This window comes from Sphingopyxis sp. BSN-002 (assembly GCF_022024275.1).
GTDB lineage: Bacteria > Pseudomonadota > Alphaproteobacteria > Sphingomonadales > Sphingomonadaceae > Sphingopyxis.
The window spans coordinates 1798339-1815529 of the sequence record NZ_CP091804.1 but is presented as its reverse complement, the minus strand read 5'-3'; the positions used below and the strand labels follow the sequence as shown (position 1 = coordinate 1815529).

Annotated in this window: 17 protein-coding genes and 1 tRNA gene; 9 read left to right on the top strand and 9 right to left on the bottom strand. The window is 65.1% G+C overall.

The features are described from left to right. The first annotated feature begins 69 nt into the window (after positions 1-69). Positions 70-978 carry a 4-hydroxybenzoate octaprenyltransferase gene (gene ubiA / locus L7H23_RS08960; protein WP_237839010.1) on the top strand — a complete coding sequence of 303 codons (909 nt, stop codon included), beginning with the start codon at positions 70-72 and terminating at the stop codon, positions 976-978. Here ubiA and smc read toward each other — a convergent pair whose 3' ends face one another. The 4 genes from smc to L7H23_RS08940 all read right to left on the bottom strand — a co-directional run bounded on the left by smc (position 979) and on the right by L7H23_RS08940 (position 6631). Continuing rightward, on the bottom strand, positions 979-4422 hold the full coding sequence (gene smc / locus L7H23_RS08955; RefSeq protein ID WP_237839009.1) for a chromosome segregation protein SMC: 3444 nt from the start codon (positions 4420-4422) through the stop codon (positions 979-981). A gap of 144 nt (positions 4423-4566) precedes the next feature. Beyond that, positions 4567-5313, bottom strand: a complete 747-nt coding sequence (locus L7H23_RS08950; protein WP_237839007.1) for a thioredoxin domain-containing protein — start codon at positions 5311-5313, stop codon at positions 4567-4569. Positions 5314-5351: 38 nt separating this feature from the next. Further along, a complete protein-coding gene (locus tag L7H23_RS08945) occupies positions 5352-6059 on the bottom strand; it encodes a thioredoxin domain-containing protein (RefSeq protein ID WP_237839006.1) in 708 nt (235 codons plus the stop codon). A gap of 14 nt (positions 6060-6073) precedes the next feature. Next, positions 6074-6631: a DciA family protein gene (locus L7H23_RS08940; RefSeq protein ID WP_237839005.1), complete on the bottom strand. Its 558-nt coding sequence runs from the start codon at positions 6629-6631 to the stop codon at positions 6074-6076. A gap of 26 nt (positions 6632-6657) precedes the next feature. On the opposite strand from L7H23_RS08940, the gene L7H23_RS08935 reads away from it, so the two are divergent. Genes L7H23_RS08935 through nudC form a run of 3 tightly spaced genes read left to right on the top strand, consistent with a single transcriptional unit; the run spans position 6658 to position 9832 of the window. Then, entirely contained in the window at positions 6658-7677 is a 1020-nt protein-coding gene (locus tag L7H23_RS08935; RefSeq protein WP_237839004.1) for an A/G-specific adenine glycosylase, read from the top strand. Then, the gene (locus L7H23_RS08930) at positions 7674-8963 is read left to right on the top strand and encodes a serine hydrolase domain-containing protein (RefSeq protein WP_237839003.1); all 1290 of its coding nucleotides are present in this window, start codon (positions 7674-7676) and stop codon (positions 8961-8963) included. The genes L7H23_RS08935 and L7H23_RS08930 overlap by 4 nt, the downstream gene beginning before the upstream one ends. Beyond that, a complete protein-coding gene (nudC, locus tag L7H23_RS08925) occupies positions 8963-9832 on the top strand; it encodes an NAD(+) diphosphatase (protein WP_237839001.1) in 870 nt (289 codons plus the stop codon). The genes L7H23_RS08930 and nudC overlap by 1 nt, the downstream gene beginning before the upstream one ends. A 14-nt stretch (positions 9833-9846) precedes the next feature. On the opposite strand, the gene L7H23_RS08920 is transcribed toward nudC, so the two are convergent. The 3 genes from L7H23_RS08920 to L7H23_RS08910 all read right to left on the bottom strand — a co-directional run bounded on the left by L7H23_RS08920 (position 9847) and on the right by L7H23_RS08910 (position 12546). After that, entirely contained in the window at positions 9847-10248 is a 402-nt protein-coding gene (locus L7H23_RS08920) for a DUF2497 domain-containing protein (protein ID WP_237839000.1), read from the bottom strand. A gap of 101 nt (positions 10249-10349) precedes the next feature. Then, on the bottom strand, positions 10350-11843 hold the full coding sequence (locus tag L7H23_RS08915; RefSeq protein ID WP_237838998.1) for a TolC family outer membrane protein: 1494 nt from the start codon (positions 11841-11843) through the stop codon (positions 10350-10352). A gap of 40 nt (positions 11844-11883) precedes the next feature. Then, a complete protein-coding gene (locus L7H23_RS08910; RefSeq protein WP_237838996.1) occupies positions 11884-12546 on the bottom strand; it encodes a protein-L-isoaspartate O-methyltransferase in 663 nt (220 codons plus the stop codon). 245 nt (positions 12547-12791) lie between these two features. Here L7H23_RS08910 and L7H23_RS08905 point away from each other — a divergent pair. The 4 genes from L7H23_RS08905 (at position 12792) to L7H23_RS08890 (ending at position 15664) form a co-directional block, all read left to right on the top strand. After that, positions 12792-12865 (top strand) — tRNA-Cys (locus tag L7H23_RS08905). A 464-nt stretch (positions 12866-13329) separates the two neighbouring features. After that, positions 13330-13764: a hypothetical protein gene (locus tag L7H23_RS08900; protein WP_237838994.1), complete on the top strand. Its 435-nt coding sequence runs from the start codon at positions 13330-13332 to the stop codon at positions 13762-13764. Between the two features lie 16 nt (positions 13765-13780). Next, the gene (locus L7H23_RS08895; protein WP_237838993.1) at positions 13781-15139 is read left to right on the top strand and encodes a DNA methyltransferase; all 1359 of its coding nucleotides are present in this window, start codon (positions 13781-13783) and stop codon (positions 15137-15139) included. Between the two features lie 114 nt (positions 15140-15253). Next, positions 15254-15664, top strand: a complete 411-nt coding sequence (locus L7H23_RS08890) for a DUF5681 domain-containing protein (protein ID WP_237838992.1) — start codon at positions 15254-15256, stop codon at positions 15662-15664. On the opposite strand, the gene L7H23_RS08885 is transcribed toward L7H23_RS08890, so the two are convergent. Next, complete coding sequence (locus tag L7H23_RS08885; protein WP_237838990.1) at positions 15661-16176, bottom strand: hypothetical protein; 516 nt, start codon at positions 16174-16176, stop codon at positions 15661-15663. The two genes, L7H23_RS08890 and L7H23_RS08885, sit on opposite strands and share 4 nt — an antisense overlap. 92 nt (positions 16177-16268) lie before the next feature. Here L7H23_RS08885 and L7H23_RS08880 point away from each other — a divergent pair, with 92 nt between their 5' ends. Beyond that, positions 16269-16478, top strand: coding sequence for a helix-turn-helix transcriptional regulator (locus tag L7H23_RS08880; RefSeq protein WP_237838988.1), 210 nt, complete (start codon positions 16269-16271; stop codon positions 16476-16478). Between the two features lie 159 nt (positions 16479-16637). Here the strand turns inward: L7H23_RS08880 and L7H23_RS08875 are convergent, their stop codons facing one another. Further along, positions 16638-16967: a hypothetical protein gene (locus L7H23_RS08875; RefSeq protein ID WP_237838987.1), complete on the bottom strand. Its 330-nt coding sequence runs from the start codon at positions 16965-16967 to the stop codon at positions 16638-16640. Positions 16968-17191: the final 224 nt, after the last annotated feature.

The following is a 17191-nucleotide window of genomic DNA, read 5'->3' as shown; positions in this document are numbered from 1 at the left end:
ACGTAAATATCGCTCCGGGTCAATCGGGCATTTATCGGCGGCGCCTCGGCTGCTATCGCGCGCGGAACGATGACCGCGACGCACCCGCCCGATAGCCAGCTTCAGGGTTTTCTTGCTTTGCTGCCCGCGGGCATGCGGCCCTACGCGCTGCTCGCGCGTTTTGACCGGCCAATCGGCTGGTGGCTGCTCTATTGGCCTTGCGCCTGGGCGCTGGCGCTTGGCGGCGGCGCGCTTTCCCGCTGGCCGCTCCTGCTCTGGTTCCTGCTGGGCGCGATCGCGATGCGCGGGGCCGGCTGCGTCTATAACGACATTATCGATCGCGACCTCGACGCACAGGTGGCGCGCACGGCGTCTCGCCCCGTCGCCAGCGGTGCCGTTTCGGTGCGCAATGCGCTGATGTGGACCGTGCTGCTTTCGCTGGTCGGGTTGCTCGTGCTGATCCAGCTGCCGTGGCCCGCGCAGATCGTCGCGCTTGCCAGCCTGTTTCTCGTTGCCGCCTATCCTTTCATGAAACGGATCACCTGGTGGCCGCAGGCGTGGCTGGGGCTTGTCTTCAGCTGGGGCGCGCTTGTCGGCTGGATTGCCGTGGACGGACCGGAGGGCTCGGCGCTGCCGCTCCTTTACGCCGGCTGTATCGCGTGGGTGATCGGCTATGACACCATCTATGCGCTGCAGGATATCGAGGATGATGCGCTGGTCGGCGTGAAGTCGAGCGCGCGCGCGATGGGGCGGCATGTGAAGTTCGGGGTCGGCGCCTGCTATGCGGTGGCGCTCGCCTGTTGGTCTGGAGCGCTGTGGAACGTGCGGCCCGACCCGCTCGTGCTCGTTGCACTGATACCCGCGGCGCTGCATCTGACCGGACAGGTTGTGACGCTGAATCCTTCCGACGATGCAGACGCGCTGGCCAAGTTCCGCAGCAACCGCTTCGCGGGATTGCTGGTTTTCGCAGCGATGCTGGTGGTCGGCGCGGCGCCCTAGCTATTCGGCCGCGAGGAGTTCCTCGGCACCGCCAAGGTCGACCGATACGAGGCGGCTGACGCCTTTTTCGATCATCGTCACCCCGAACAGGCGGTGCATGCGTGCCATCGTCACCGCATTGTGGGTGACAATCAGGTAGCGGGTGTTCGTCTCGCGCGTCATGCGGTCGAGCAAGTCGCAGAAGCGCTCGATATTGGCGTCATCGAGCGGCGCGTCGACTTCGTCGAGGACGCAGATCGGCGCGGGGTTGGTCAGGAACAGGCCGAAGATCAGCGCGACCGCGGTCAGCGCCTGCTCGCCGCCCGAGAGCAAGGTCAGCGTGCCGAGGCGCTTGCCCGGTGGCTGCGCCATGATTTCGAGACCGGCCTCGAGCGGATCGTCCGAATCGACAAGCTCGAGATGCGCCTGACCGCCGTTGAACAAGGTCGTGAACAGGCGCTGGAAATGCTCGTTCACCGTCTCGAACGCCGCGAGCAGGCGGACGCGGCCTTCGCGGTTGAGGTTGCCGATCGAGCCGCGGAGACGGTTCACCGCCTGCGTCAGTTCCTCGATCTCGGCGGCGTTGCGCTCACGTTCGGTGTCGAGTTCGGCGAGTTCGTCGGCAGCGACGAGATTGACCGGACCGAGCCGCTCGCGGTCCGCTATCAGCCGGTCGTGCTGGGCCGACTCCTGTGCGGCGTCGCCGACGCTCTCTTCCTCGAACCCGGCCTTTTTCGGGAGGAGCGGCGGCGGGCATTCGAAACGCTCGCCCGACAGACGGCCCATCTCGACGCGGCGCAGCTCGGCGTTCTCGGAGCGCGCGACCGCGCCGGCACGGGTTTCGCGGGCGGTAGCGACGTGCTCGCGGATCGCGGTGAGCGCAGTCTCCGCTTCGCGGAGCGCGGTTTCGGCCTCGCGCTCGTGCGCCTCTGCGGCGGCGACCTGTTCGCGGATCGCCAGCTGCTGCGCCTCGGCTGTGCTGCGCTCGCCCGCGAGTTTTTCGGGCAGGTCGGCGAGCTTGGCGGCTTCCGCGGCAAGGCCTTCGGCGCGCTTGTCCATTTCGGTAACGCGCCGCGCCGCTTCGCCTGCGCGGGCTTTCCAGCTCCTGATCTCGGCCGTCACCACCGCCTGCCGCTCGCTCAAGGCCGCAAGCGTGCGATCATGTGCCGCGAGTGCGTCGCGCGCCTCGCCGGCGTCGTTCCTCGCGCGGTCGGTTGCGGCTTCCTCAGCATTGAGCGCGGCGCGCGCGATGCTGTCGTCGGGAAGCGCGGCGAGCGCCGATTCCTGCGCCGCAAGCGCATCGGCGGCTTCCTTCGCTGCCTCGGCGATCTCGGCGAGGCGGCGGTCGAACATCGCCGCGGCATCGCGATGGCGATCGAGCGCGGCCTGTGCCTGATCGGCGGCGCGGAGCGCGGCGCGGCGCGCCTCGTCGGCCTGCGCCAGTCCCTTGCGGGCCGCTGCGGCCGCTTCCGCCAGTTCGGCGGCTTTGCTGGCGGCCGCGTCGCGGCGATCCCTGAGTTCCTGGACGCCCAGCTCGACCTGCGGACGCTGCGCGGCGAGGGCGTCGAGCCGGTTCTGGCGCTGCAAGCGTTCGGTCGCGGTCGCGCCGTCGCCGCGCGTCACGAAACCGTCCCAGCGGCGCATGACGCCATCGGTAGTCACGATCCGCTGGCCGACGGCGAGCGGTTGGTCGGCGTCGGTTTCCGCGACCGCGACCTGCGAAAGCCGGCGGGCGAGCGCGGCGGGCGCCTTCACAAAGTCGGCGAGCGCCTTGGTTCCCGTCGGCAACGCGGGGTCGTCCCTGCCCTTGTCGGCGCCGCCCCAGCTACGCGCGGCGTCTTTTTCCGTGCCAGCGTCGAGGTCGTCGCCGAGCGCGGCGGCGAGCGCCGCTTCATAGCCCGGCGTTACACGGAGCTGATCGAGAATACGATCATCGCCGCTCTTCGCGGCTGCCAGCGCGCGTTGGAGCGTCGCAGCCTCGCCATCGAGCGCCGCGAGCGCCGCGCGCGCTTCGGCAAGCCCGGCTTCGATCGTCGCAAGGTCGGCGGCAGTCGCTTCGCGGTCGGCCTCGGCCTCCTGCAATGCGGCCTCTGCCGCCGCGATGGCCGCTTCGGCTTCCTTGGCGGCTTCTGCACTTTCTGTCTGTGTCGCGGCGAGCGCAGCGCTGTCGCCGAGCGCGGCGATTTCGGCGTCGACGCGGGCCTTGTCGTTCGCGATGCGGCGCACCGCAGCTTCGGCGGTGTCGCGCGCCGAGACTGCGATGCGGCGGTCGGCGGCTTCGCTCGCGGCCCTTGCTCGCGCCTGCGCCAGCGACACTTCGGCGTCGCGAAGGCGCGCCTGCGCCGCCTGATTGGCCTCGACGAGCGCCGCCTTGTTCGCATCGTGCGATGCAATGTCGTGCGCCAGCGTCTTGCTCTCGGCATCGAGTCCGGTGAGCGCACCATGCGCCTCGCGGGCAAATTCGCCCTCGCGTGCCCGATCATCTGCGAGGCGCGCCTGCTGCGCCGCCAGATCCTCGAGCCGCTGGCGCGCCGCGCGTTCCTCGCCCTGCAGGCGGACGAGCGTCGCGGTTGCGTCGGCGAGCGCGTCGCGCTGCGCCTGCGCCTCGGCGCGTGCGGTGCCGACCCGCGTCGCGACCTCGACCTGAGCGGCCGAGACGGTTTCGAGTTCGGTCTGCGCGGTCCGGACGGCCGTCTCTGCGGCATCGGCATCGCGCCGGGCCTGATCGGCCGCCGCCGCTGCATCCCGCCAGCGCGCATAGATCAGCCGTCCTTCGGCGATGCGGATATCGTCGCTGAGCTTCTTGTAACGCTCGGCCGCGCGCGCCTGCCGGCGCAGCGCATTGGCGCGCACCTCCATGTCGGTCACGATCTCGGACAAGCGGGTCAGATTGGTCTCGGTCGCGCGCAGTTTCTGCTCGGCGTCCTTGCGGCGCACATGCAGCCCGGCGATGCCCGCCGCCTCTTCGAGCATCGCGCGGCGGTCGGTCGGCTTGGCGGCGATGACGTTGGCGATCTTGCCCTGGCTGACGAGCGCGGGGCTGTGCGCGCCGGTTGCCGCGTCGGCGAAGATCAGCGCGACGTCTTTCGCGCGCACGTCGCGGCCGTTGGCGCGATAGGCGCTGCCGGCGCCGCGCTCGATGCGGCGGATGATTTCGAGTTCGCGGCCCTCGCTCGCGTCCGACAGGCCCGCGACGACGCCGCCCTCGGTATCGCAGTGGATTGCGACCTCGGCGAAATCGCGCGGCGGGCGCTGTGTTGTGCCCGCGAAGATGACATCTTCCATCCCGCCGCCGCGCATCGACTTGGGGCTGGATTCGCCCATCACCCAGCGGATCGCCTCGAGCAGGTTCGACTTGCCGCAGCCATTGGGGCCGACGACCCCGGTCAGCCCGGGCTCGATGCGCAACTCTGTGGGTTCGACGAAGGATTTGAAACCGGTGAGGCGCAGCCGCTTTATCTGCACGAAGTCACCTCGTGCAGTCTGGCGAATCGGAGCTGGTGCAACCTTGGTGTCACATATCCCCCTGACACCGTCATGACGCGCGCCAGAAGGAGTCGCAAGGGGAGTCTGGGGGCAGGCTCCGCCCGCCCCCGAAGCCCTGTATCGTTACCGGGCACCCATCGTGCGCAGGCGATCGCGCAGCGGACCCCAGGCGGCGATACCTTCGGCAACCTGGCCGTTGATCACGAAGGTCGGTGTACCCTGGATCGTGTATTTCTCGGCCGCGGCGTTGGTGTTCTTTTCCAGCGTCGTGATATTGTCGAGGTTGCCGAGGCAGGTGTTGATCTGGTCGGCGGTGAGACCGCGCGACTGGAAGAAGGTGTCGAGCTTCCACGCCTTGGCGAGCGCGGGGAAGCGCTGTGCGGGAGAGAGCTTCATCGCGGCTTCGCCGCCCGAGGGGTTGCCCTGCGCGCCCGCGAACAGCTCTTCCTGCGACGCGAAAACATTCTCGGCGAGCGGGAAATAGCGGTCGACCGGTGCGCAATGGATGATCGCCGCCGCCGAGGCGTCGAGCGGGTCGCGGATGAAATTGCGGAGCTCGAGGCTGACGCGGCCGGTGTCGATGAAGTCGCGCTTGATCTCTTCGTGGCTTTCCTTCGAGAAATCGGCGCAATGCGAACAGGTCAGCGACGCGAACTCGATGATCTTGATCGGGGCGTCGGGGTTGCCCATCACATAGCCGCCGTCGGCGGTCTTGCTGACCGTTGCCGACCAGCTCTTGCCCGCGGGCGCCCCGACCTTGGCGATGACGTCCTGTTCCTTGCTGGGGTCGGTCTTGCTTTCGCCGCAGCCCGCGAGCGCGAGGGCGCCGAGCGAGGAGAGGAAGAGGATGCGCAGGGGGGATTTGGTCATGGTCGGCTTGTCTCCAGAAGATCCTGTTGGGCGGGCTTTTACGAGCCCTTCAGCGCTGCGTCGAGTTTCGTTTTCACCGCCGGCCAGGCGGTGACACCGGCCTCGCGGCCATTGATGAAGAAGGCAGGGGTGCCGCGGACCCGGTCGGCGTTTAGCGCGATGTTGGTCATGCCGGTGATTTCGGCCTGCGCGACCTCGCTGTCGAGGCAGGCATTGAGGGCGGCGGCCGTATAGCCGCGCTTCTGCATCACCGCGAAAAGCCCGGTATCAGCAGCGATCTTGCGGGCGCGCTGGCCGGTCGTGCCCTGGTACCAGCTCGTCTTTTGCGCGTCGGACGCTTTCACCACCTTGTCGAGCCACACCGGCTGCGCGGCAAAGATTGCGCGGTGATTGCCGGCAAAGGCTCCGACCGTGCCGCAGCGCGCGAGCAGTGCGGCGGTCATGTCCACCGGATCGCGGACGAGGTTGCGATATTCGAAGAGAACGAGGCCCTTGTCGATATATTGCGCCTTGAGCGGCAGGTCGCCGAGCTTCGAAAAGTCGGCGCAATGGCTGCATGTGTAGCTGAAATATTCGACCATCCTGACCTTGGCATTCGGATTGCCGACCAGATGGGCGCCGATCGGGGTGATCGAAATGTTTGCCGACCAGAGCGCGGGCTTGGCAGGGGCAGCCGCGGCGCCGATCGCAAGGGCGCTGCCAGCCAGCGCGGCGATGGAAAGAATGGCGACACGGATTGCGGACATGATTGACCGTCTTTCTAGCTTATTCTGGGAATTTTGGGCGCCGACGCCAGCCCTGCCGCCATGCGTTCGAGCACGGTACGCAGTTCCGGATCGCCGATATCGCGCAGGCTATCCCCCAGTTCGGCGGGTACAGGTTTCAGCATTGCCGGGGGCTGAACGGCGGGTGCCGGGGTAACCTGGCCGTGCGTCATGCGTACCGTGGCGATCGCAGCATAGCCGAAGAAGCGGTTGACCGCGGCGATGATGTCCGGCGCGACATGCTGGAGCATCGGGGCATGCGCGCCGCTGATCGTCAGGTGCAGCGTGCCGCCCGCTTTTTGTCCCGCGGGAAAGCGGATCATCGCGGGCTGGGTGACGTCGGCGAGGCGGTCGCCGACGATCTCGCGCCAGCGGCTGACCACCGACGACTGGATGAAGCCGAATTTGCGAAAGGCGGTGCGGCCGATTTCGGGGACGAGGTCGGCGATCGAGCGCGCCTCGCCGCCGCGTGGCCGCTCGTACGGCTTCGCGTCGGGCTTTTTCCTTGCCTTCTTCTTCGGGCTTTCGCCTTCGGGAGTGTCCGCTTTCGCCATCGCCGCCGCCATGCCATAGGCGGGGGGTGAGCGTCCAGCCGTCCGACTCTTTCCCCGACCGTCTGCTCGGCTGGTACGACCGCTCGGCGCGCGTCCTGCCATGGCGCATTCCGCCTGGCAGCGATGCGGTGCCCGACCCCTATCGCGTCTGGATGGCGGAAATCATGCTCCAGCAGACGACTGTCGCGGCGGTCGCGGGCTATTTCGAGCGCTTCACGGCACGCTGGCCGACCGTCGCCGATCTGGCGGCAGCGGACGATGCCGACGTCATGGCGGCATGGGCGGGGCTTGGCTATTACGCCCGGGCGCGCAATCTACTCGCCTGCGCGCGGGCGGTCGTGGATGAGCATGACGGGCGGTTTCCCGAGACCGAAGCGGGGCTGCGCGCGCTTCCCGGTGTCGGTGACTATACCGCCGCATCGGTCGCGGCGATCGCCTTCGGCCGCTCTTCGGTGGTGATCGACGCCAATATCGAGCGCGTCATGGCGCGCCACCTGTTGATCGAAACCCCGCTTCCCGTGGCGAAACGTGAAATTCGCGCCGAACTCGCGCCGCTTGTCCCCCCGGACCGCCCGGGCGATTTCGCGCAGGCACTGATGGATCTCGGTGCGACTGTCTGTACGCCACGCAGCCCCGCGTGCGGCATCTGTCCGGTCATGGCCGACTGCCGCGCGCGCGGACGCGCAGACATCGAAAGGCTGCCGGTGAAGCCCCCCAGGAAGGCGAGGCCGCAGCGCCATGGTCTGGCGTACTGGATCGAGAAGGATGATGCGATCTGGCTTGTCCGTCGCCCCGACAAGGGCATGCTTGGCGGGATGCGTGCGCTGCCCGGCGGCGACTGGGGCGATACGCCGCCCGCCGAGTCCGGGATCGTTCAGGTCGACCATGGTTTCACCCATTTCGACCTTCGCCTGACTTTGGTCGCACGCGAAAGCGAGCATGCCGCAGGGGAAGGCGAATGGTGGCCGCTTTCGGCGCTTGACGCGGCCGGATTGCCGACGCTCTATCGAAAATTGACCGACAGGATGCGGGAGAGAATAGCATGAACATGATGGTTTCGCGCCGGGGACTGCTGGGCGGCATCGCGCTCGGCGGCGCGGGAGCGCTGCTGCCGGGCGCGGCTTTCGCGTTCAAGGCCGACGGTGCGGCGCTCTATCCCTCGACCTATGGCTTTATCAAAGGCTTCGTCGACCGGCGGGAGCTTGCCGGAACGCTTGCTGCGATCGGCAAGGGACAGGATGCTCCCGACATCTTCGGCGCCGGCACGCAGGCGATGGATTCGGCAAAGGCGGTCGATGGCGACACGCTGTGGCGGCTCTATTCGATGACCAAGCCGGTGACCGGTATCGCCGCGATGATCCTGATCGAGGAAGGCAAGCTGAGGCTTGACCAGCCGATCGCCGACATCCTGCCCGCCTTCGCGAAGATGAAGGTGCAGAACACCCCCGACGGTTCGCTGACCGATGTGCGCGATGCGAAGACCGCGATCACGGTCCGCCATCTGCTGACGCACACCGCGGGTCTCGGCTATGGAATCGTCCAGAAGGGGCCGCTCCGCGACGCCTATAACGAGCAGGGCATTCTCGGCGGGCAGGTAAGCCGCTTGCCGATCCCGGGCTTCCCGCCGGCAACCCCCGCGCCGAATCTTGCCGCCTTCGCCGATCGACTGGCCAAGCTGCCGCTGGTCTATGAACCGGGTACGCGCTGGAGCTATTCGGTGGGGCTCGACCTGATGGGGCGCGTGATCGAGGTCGTTTCGGGGCAACCGTTCGACGCGTTCCTGAAGGCACGCATCTTCGATCCGCTCGGCATGAAGAGCACGGGCTTTCAGGTTGCCGCCGCCGATGCGGGACGGCTCACCACCAACTATGCCCCCTTCAACGGGGCGCTGCTGCCGATCGATCCCGCGACCAGCTCGATCTATCTCGACAAGCCGCCGATTCCCTATGGCGGCGGCGGCCTCGTCTCGAGCGCGCGCGATTACGACCGCTTCCTTGCGATGCTGCTCGGCGAAGGTGAGACCGGCGGCGTTCGCATCCTCAAGCCCGAAACGGCGCGGCTTGCGATGTCGAATCTGCTTCCGGCGGGTGCCGACACCAAGGGTACGTTCGTCGAGGGCGAAGGCTTCGGCGCCGGCGGGCGCGTATCGCTGCCGACCTCGATCACCGGCGAGGGCATTTTCGGCTGGGGCGGCGCGGCGGGGACGATCGCGTTCGTCGACCGCAAGCGCGGCTACCGCGTCGGCGGCTACGCGCAATATATGCCCTCCGAAGCGCTCCCGTTCCAGAGCGGTTTCGGCAAGGCCTTCTTCGCCGACATGCTGGCGCGCTGATGCCGTTGCCGCTCGGTTTCACCGGCGCGCGGCTCGACCGCGCCGACCAGCTTCGCACCGATCCCGAGGCGTTCGCTGCGGCAACGGCCGATCCGCGCGCGACCTGTCTCGCGATGGACGGGATCGATCCGGTGCCGGGCGAGCGGGGTGGTCTGGTCTGGGAGCCGCTCGATCCGTCGGATGAGCGGGCGCTGATGCTGCTCGGTCTCGATGATACGGGGGCGCCGCGATTCGTTCGCGCCCCGGCACCCGGGGCACGCATTGACGCGCGCTCGCGCACGGTCATGCAGCTCCTCCCGATGCTGTCGCCCGAGGAGGCGGCGCTCTATGGCGGCGCGCGCAGCCTTGTCGACTGGCACGCACGGCATGGCTTCTGTGCGGTCTGCTCGGCACCGACGGAGATTTTCCGCGGCGGCTGGGGGCGGAAGTGCGGCCAGTGCAACGCCGAACATTTCCCGCGCGTCGATCCGGTCGTGATCATGCTCGCCGAACATGACGGCCGCGTCCTCGTCGGACGCCAGCCGGGCTTTCCGCCGGGCTTCTTCTCGGCGCTCGCGGGCTTTGTCGAGCCCGGCGAATCGCTCGAGGAGGCGGTCGCGCGCGAATTGTTCGAGGAGGCGGGAATCGAGGTGACCGACGTCACCTACGTGGCGAGCCAGCCCTGGCCCTTTCCCTCGTCGCTGATGATCGGTTGCCGAGCGGTCGCGCGCGATCCCGCGCTCACGATCGACACGACCGAACTCGAAGCCGCGATGTGGGTCGACCGCGTCGAGGTCCGCGCGGCGCTCGGCGGTGAAATGGGCGCCAGCTTCATGGCGCCGCCGCCGCTGGCGATCGCGCGCTATCTATTGGAGGATTGGGCGAAATAATCGCCCGAAGGGCTTCAGAATTTCTTGCCGGTGATCCGGCTGATTTCCTTGGCCACCATCGCCTCGACCATCGACGGCAGGTTGGTGTCGAGCCAGTCCCTGAGCATCGGGCGCAGCGCTTCGAGCACGACCTCTTCCATCGTACGCCCGCCGGCGGCGGGAGCCGGGGCGGTTGCCGTCACAGCCGGTGCGACCGCAGCGGTCAACGCTTCGAGCGACTGGCGCGCGGCATCGGCGCTCGCGGCCGAAACCAGCTCTTCTTCGGTCGGGATCACGGGTGCGGGCTCGTCGTGCGATTCGTCTTCCTCGTCGAGGTCGAGAACATCCTCGCTGGCCGGAGCCGGGCGCTGCTCGCGCGAGCCGGGCGCTTCGTCACGCGCGATAACGCGCCGGATCGACGATAAAATGTCTTCCATCGATGGCTCTCGCGACATGTCGCCCATTGTTGCCCCCTCAGCCCCACGAAACCCGGGCGGTTAACCATCTTCTACCGGTCGGGGGCGGCCTTTGCCAAGCCTTATTGTTTGGGGCCCGCTTCGACATAGGCGGGGACATCGGCCGTCGCGGGTGCAATCGCCTTGGTATCGGTCGCGACCTGCTGGGGTTTCGGATCGTCCGCCCAGTCGAAGATCTGGCCCTTCACGCGGCGATAATTGACCTCGGGATCATAGAGCGCGCCGCCCTCGATGCCGAGATCGCGGGCTTCGGCCTTGCCCATGGCGGCGAGTACCGAAAAGGCGGCGACATAGGAGTTGCGCCGCGCCGAGACGAGCTGAACCTGCGTGTTCAGATATTCCTGCTCGGCATTCAGGATGTCGAGGATCGAGCGGGTGCCGACGCTGTTTTCCGCCCGCACGCCCTCAAGCGAGAGGCCGTTGGCGCTCACTGCCTGTTCGGTGGCGGTGATGATTCGCTCGTTCGCCTGCCAGGCGGCATAGGCGCCGCGGGTCTGTGCGATCACGTCGCGTTCGATCGCGACATAATTCTCGATCGCCTGGCTGGTCTGCGCCTGCGCCTGGCGGACGCGCGCCGACGGACCGCCGCCTTGGAAAATCGGAACTGTCAGCGTCATGCCCGCCGCAGCGCTCGTCTGCGTCTGTGCCACCGCAACGCCCGGGACGCCGCTCGACAGCGAGTTCAGGAAGTTCGTGTAGCTGCCGCTCACCGTGCCATCGAGCTTGGGCATGCGCGTCGCCCGTGCGACGCCGATGTCCGCCCGCGAGGCGTTCAGGCGCTGGTTCGCCGCCTCGATGTCGGGGTTGCTGTTGAGCGCGATCGCGACGGCGTCTTCCGCCGTGGCGGGAAGGTTCGGCAGCACCGGCGGGGGCTGCAGGTCGACCGGCTCCGCGCCGACGAGCTTGATGTAATTTTCGCGGCTCGCGATCAGATTCGCTTCGGCCGTGCGCAGGTCGCCCTCGGCCAGCGCCAGACGGGCCTGCGATTGCGCCACGTCGGTACGCGTCAGGTCGCCGATCTCGAACCGATCGCTCGTCGCCTGCAAATTGGTCTTCAGGACCGAGACATTCTTCTGGTTGAGCTGAACGATCGCGATATCGCGAATGACGTCCATATAGGCGCCGACGGTCTGCGAGAACACGCTCGCTTCGGTCGCGCGGAGGTCGGCCTGGCCGGCCTCGACCCGGAATTTGGCGGCCTTGACCGAGTTGCGCACCGCACCGCCCTGATAGATCGGGACCGTCAGCTGGCCGCCGCCGGTGATGAGACGGGTCGGCGAGGAGAAGCTGTTGCCGGGCTTCACCAGATTCTCGGTATAGTCGCCCTGGACGCCGATCGACGGAATTCCGCGCGCCTTCTGGATCGGAACATTCTCGTCGTTCGCGCGCTGGCCGGCGCGTGCGCCAGTCAGCGTCGGGTTGTTCTCATACGCCTTGGCGAGCGCCCCCTGCAGCGTCTCTGCGTGCGCGGGCGATGCGGCGACCAGCGCACCGAGTGCCATGCCGGCCAGCCAACGGGTACGACGACCGGTCATCTTGTTCTTCTTGTCGTGCATTATGATGTTCAGCCTGAAACGGGGAAGAGGGGAGCTGGTGTCAGAATTGGAAGCCCTTGGCCGCGGCAAAGCCGGGCAGCAGCGCAACGTCCATGTCGGCGAAGGAGCGGATCGCGATCGTGCCGCCGGCCTTCACGCCCTGGACGAGGCGCGTGACGCTGCCCTCGCGCCATGCTGCAACAAGCTTTCCGCCCTCGGCAAGCTGCTTCGCCAGTGCGTCGGGCAGCACGTCGATCGCACCTTCGATGACGATGCGGTCGAACGGCGCCGCTTTCTGTGCGCCGGCAGTCAGCGGGCCTTCGATCCATTTGATATCGGTATCGGTTACCGTGGCGCGCGCGGTCGCAAGCAGGCCAGCGTCCTCTTCCACCGCGTGAACCTCGGCGCCAAGTTTCGCGAGCAGCGCGGCGGTGTAGCCCGTGGCGGCGCCGACCAGCAGCACGCGCATGCCGGGGCGAACCTCCGCTGCCACCAGCAATCGGCCCGTGACCAACGGGGGATTGAGCACACGGCCTTCGCCGAGCGCGATCGCGCGGTCCATATAGGCGACGCCGGACAGCGTGGCCGGCACATGCGCCTCGCGCGCAACGGCGCCCATCGCCGCGACGACCGCGGGGTCGATGACGTCGTTCGTCCGGAGCTGGCTGTCGATCATCGCCGCGCGCATGTCGGCCGCACCAATATCGCTCAATTTCGTTGCCATCGTTCCGTATCCGATTCCCTGGGATCCAAAGCTTTGCGGGCAGCCCTAGCCGATGCTACGCTGTATTGCAATACTAATACAGCCCTGCGCCCGCATCGCGCCGCGCATAGCTGGCAAAGGGGAGGCCGCCAAGCCTGCATTGCGGCGCCCGGGCGGCCGGAAGAGCCAAAAAATGCGTAACTATCGCATTGCAGTGGCGAACCATAGTCGCTAGGGGCGCTCTCTCCACGCAAATCTGCGATCGAGGCCCGATGGCGGAGTGGTGACGCAGAGGACTGCAAATCCTTGCACGCCGGTTCGATTCCGGCTCGGGCCTCCAACTAGTTTATCCAAAACGGCCGTGAACGGAGACGGCGCTAAAAACGGCGCTATTCTGCGCCCTTTCCCCGACGCCTCCGCTCGAATCGGGTCTCTATAGTTCCGGAAATCGCGATAATTCCCGGCGGATTTGGGCAGAGTCTCTGGACGCAAAAGTGCAGTGACGGTTTCGGAAGTTGCGGCATTTCCCTGTTTCGGGCGATTAAGAGGGAATTTCAACAAATCCGGTATATAAACTGGCAGATCGGCCGGCCGTGTAGCCGCAGAAAACAGGGCGTTTCGAGGCAATACCTTCGCAATCGGTCTCAAATTAACAGGGAATTTCCCGCGGGCAGAACAGGGAACTGTGGGCACCAGAACAGGGAAGCCGTGCTGCGTAACAGGGAAAATAGTGGGCCGCGAGAAACGTTGGTAGTCGGGCGATCCGGCGATGTGCGAGGTGCATCTTCGTGAAGGAGAAAACCCATGCATGAGTCGCTTTTTGATATCGATGATCCCGCCAGTCTTCATGGCCTCCAGTTACGCCGCCGTTTCGGCAAAGGTGTCACTGCGTCCGATCTCATTACGGTGATCGAAGCCAATACTGGACTGGCGCCCGATGCCGAGTTTCGCAAGCTTTTGCTGGACGTTCTGTCGGGGAAGACAGGCCCCAAGCGTGGCCGGCGGCCGAAGCCTCCGGGGCACATCGCGCAATTGATGCTCGCTGAAATGCAGATCGAGGATCTGGCCGAACAGATTCGCGAAGAACGGAAGGCGAGGCCCGCGGGCGAGCGCCGCGTCCGGGGCGAAAGAGCGCCCGTCGAGCAGGCTGCTCACGAGGTGGCGCAGAGGCGCAACATGACCGGCAAGTCGCTGCTGAACGAGATATCGTCCATGAAAATGCGCTTGGATTTTTCCTGAGCGAATTCACTCGCGCGTGAGTTCAGACGGACTGCTCCTCAAACAAGGAGTAGTCATGAAAAAGCTTTCCCCGATCGAAAACGCCGCCGTCGAACGGCGACTGCTCGCTGATCTCATACCGTTCGACCGCAACGCGCGGACCCATTCGAAACGCCAGATTGACCAGATTGCGAAGAGTATCGAGCGCTTCGGTTTCGTAAATCCGGTGCTCGTCGATGACGAGGGCCGGGTTGTTGCCGGACATGGTCGTATCGAGGCTGCGCGCCGGCTTGGCTTGACCGACGTGCCCGTATTGTCGCTCGGCGCCATGAGCGATGCCGATCGTCGTGCCTATATCATTGCCGATAACCGCCTTGCCGAACTTGCCGGGTGGGATCGCGATTTGCTCACGAGCGAGCTTGGCGAGCTGCAGTCGCTGCTTGATGATATCGACTTCGAATGTCTCGGCTTCGATCAGGGCGAGCTTGATGCAATGCTGGCGCTCGGTGATGATGATGGTGATGCGGCGGATGCTGTGCCCGAAGTCGATGAGGCCATGCCCGTCGTCTCGCGGTCGGGCGACATCTGGATGATGGGGCGCCACAGGCTGATCTGCGGCGATAGCCGTGATCCTGCTGTGTTCGATCATCTGATGGCGGGGAAGAAGGCGGCGATGGTGTTTACGGATCCGCCCTACAATGTGCCGGTGAACGGTCATATCTGCGGTCTCGGCAGCGTGAAGCATGACGAGTTCGCGATGGCGGCAGGGGAGATGTCGGCGGCGGAGTTCACCGCCTTCCTCGAAACCGTGCTCGGCAATGTCGCGCGGGCGAGCTGTGACGGCTCGATCCATTATGTCTGCATGGACTGGCGGCATATGCGCGAGCTGCTCGATTCGGGTGATGCCGTGTATTCCGAGTTCAAGAACCTCATTGTCTGGAATAAGGATAATGGTGGCATGGGAAGCTTCTATCGCTCCAAGCACGAACTCGTGTTCGCCTTCAAGAATGGCACGGCTACCCATATCAACAACTTCGGCCTCGGCGAAAAGGGGCGTTACCGCACCAATGTGTGGGACTATGCCGGCGTGAACAGTCTCAAGAAGGATCGCGCCGAGGAACTGGCGATGCATCCGACGGTAAAGCCTGTCGCAATGGTGGCTGATGCAATCCGTGACTGTTCGAACCGCGGAGACGTCATTCTCGATGCTTTCTCGGGATCAGGAACGACTATCGTTGCCGCCGAGCAGACTGGGCGCTGCGGATATGCCGTCGAGTTCGATCCCAAATATGTCGATGTTGCCGTGCGGCGCTGGCAGGCGCTGACGGGAGGCAAGGCCGTGCTCGATGGCACGAGTGATACCTTCGACGACAGTGCGGCGCTCGCCGATCTCTGACCGGAGGCATGTGTGGGGAGAAATCCCCGCACATAAATTCCTGCGCCGTTATCGTGATCGCGCTCGGATCGCGTGCCATGACAGGACGATCACTCCTCAGCGAAGGGGTTCAATATGAATGATGACGAAAAGGTCGGATATCGCCGGCCGCCCAGGAAGAACCGGTTCCGTCCGGGTCGGTCGGGCAATCCGACGGGCCGCCCGCGCAAGGCGAAGGCGAAGGATGAGCGTAGCGATGCCGACATTGTCATCGAGATCGGCGAGCAGATTGTCGAGATCAATGGACGGAAAATGACACGGAAGGAGCTCCTCTACGAGGCGGCTTTCGCGCGCGCCATCAAGGGCGATACGGCGACATTGCGTATTTTGGTCGGCATGATGGAGAAGAAGGACGCGAAGCAGTGCCAGCGTGGCGGCGGCGTGCTTGTCGTGCCGGGGACGATGCCGATCAATGAATGGAGCGCTGCGGCGGCGCTGCAGCAGGCTCGCTATCGCGAAGCGAGCTATGGAAAAGACAAATTCTAGGCGCCCGCAACCTGCAATGGACCGAAGAGCGCATCGGCTACGTCGCCAATTCCGTCATAGCGGTGGAAATGGCGTTTCGACACATTACGCAGTGCCTGCCGCTCTGCCTTGACCCCGCTCGCGTTGGCTTTGCTATGCCTCGTGATCTTGCCATCCGGTACTATGAGGGGAGCACCGGGTTCGCCTCCCAGCCAGTAAAATGGGCCGATCCCTAAGGTCTCGGGGTTGGCCATCATCCAGATGACGCAACCGCCTGGTCGATCCGAAAGTTCGGTGTGGATATCGACATGGCGCCGTTTGCCGCCAACCCGTGTAACCTTCAGCTGGATATGTCGCATAATGGGGCCTGCGGTGACGACCACATCATAGCCGCTTGCATCGAACTCCGAACGAAGCACTTCGAATGCGATCCGTCGTTCCAGCAGAAGCGTCTTTGATAGCTCAGCAAGGAAGAGCCGTTCGAACGTTTTCTCGCGCAGCTGCGAATGCTTCGGTGCCCACAAATCAAACATGCATGAGACAATGCTTGGTGGCCGCTCACCGTCAAGCAAATATTGACTATAGTCCCTAGTGCTTCGCTGCCGTCACCGCTCCAACCTCGGCGATGGACTGGAGGAAAATCGTTGGCGCTAACCTGAGACGGCTTCGGCTTGAGCGGAAGCTTACGCAGGAACAGCTGGCGCACGATTCCGAGCTCGATCTGACGTATGTCGGAGGAATTGAGCGAGCGGTGAAAAACCCTTCGGTGATGGTGCTCGGACGACTGGCGAAGTCGTTGGAAGTTCACCCGCGCGAGTTTTTCGAAGATATCTGATCGTCGCTGCAGCCGGCCCGTGGCCGGTTTCGGCAGGCTTCAAGCAGGAAACTTCTGAAGCGGACAGGCGTCCGCTTCCCACCCCGTTGTTGCCTTCCGGGCGGAGATTCCGCGCTATGGCTGAAAACGACCGATTGCGGACATTGTCGCCCGCGATGATTAGGCGCTTTCGGTGTAAGGCTCCGCGAACAGGCCGTGACATTCTTCAAAAAACGCCATGACAATTCGTGCTGTTGCGTCAGTTTCTGCGACAATGTCCTCTAGCGAGAGAAGGGCCTCATCGTCGGCGTTTGCCGCGAGTATCCGGTCGGTGACGCGCAAAAGATAGGGTATTTCGCCAATCTCGGCAGGCAACTCGCCGTGTTTTGGGCTGAGAAACGACAATTGATCGCCAATTTGTGGAATGGTCCCGACATCTATGGCGCCCGACACCCGGCCATATGCCGTGCCGATACCCACGACGGATATATCAACATGAATGCGGTGCATATTGTTCCGCTCCTCTTGGAGAAGAAAATCGGTCTAAGTTCGAAAACTTAACGTCCGCTTCCACCCCGTATCTGCCATTCACGGCCAATCTGGCTGGAATGTCGGAAATGGCCGGTTTCGGTCAGGCGGCTTTTAGTCGAGAATTAAGAGAAGCCGACATTCGCTAGGATCTCGAATGAGCGCCGTAAATCGATCAATCGCAGACATCGGCAGTTGTATTGCCG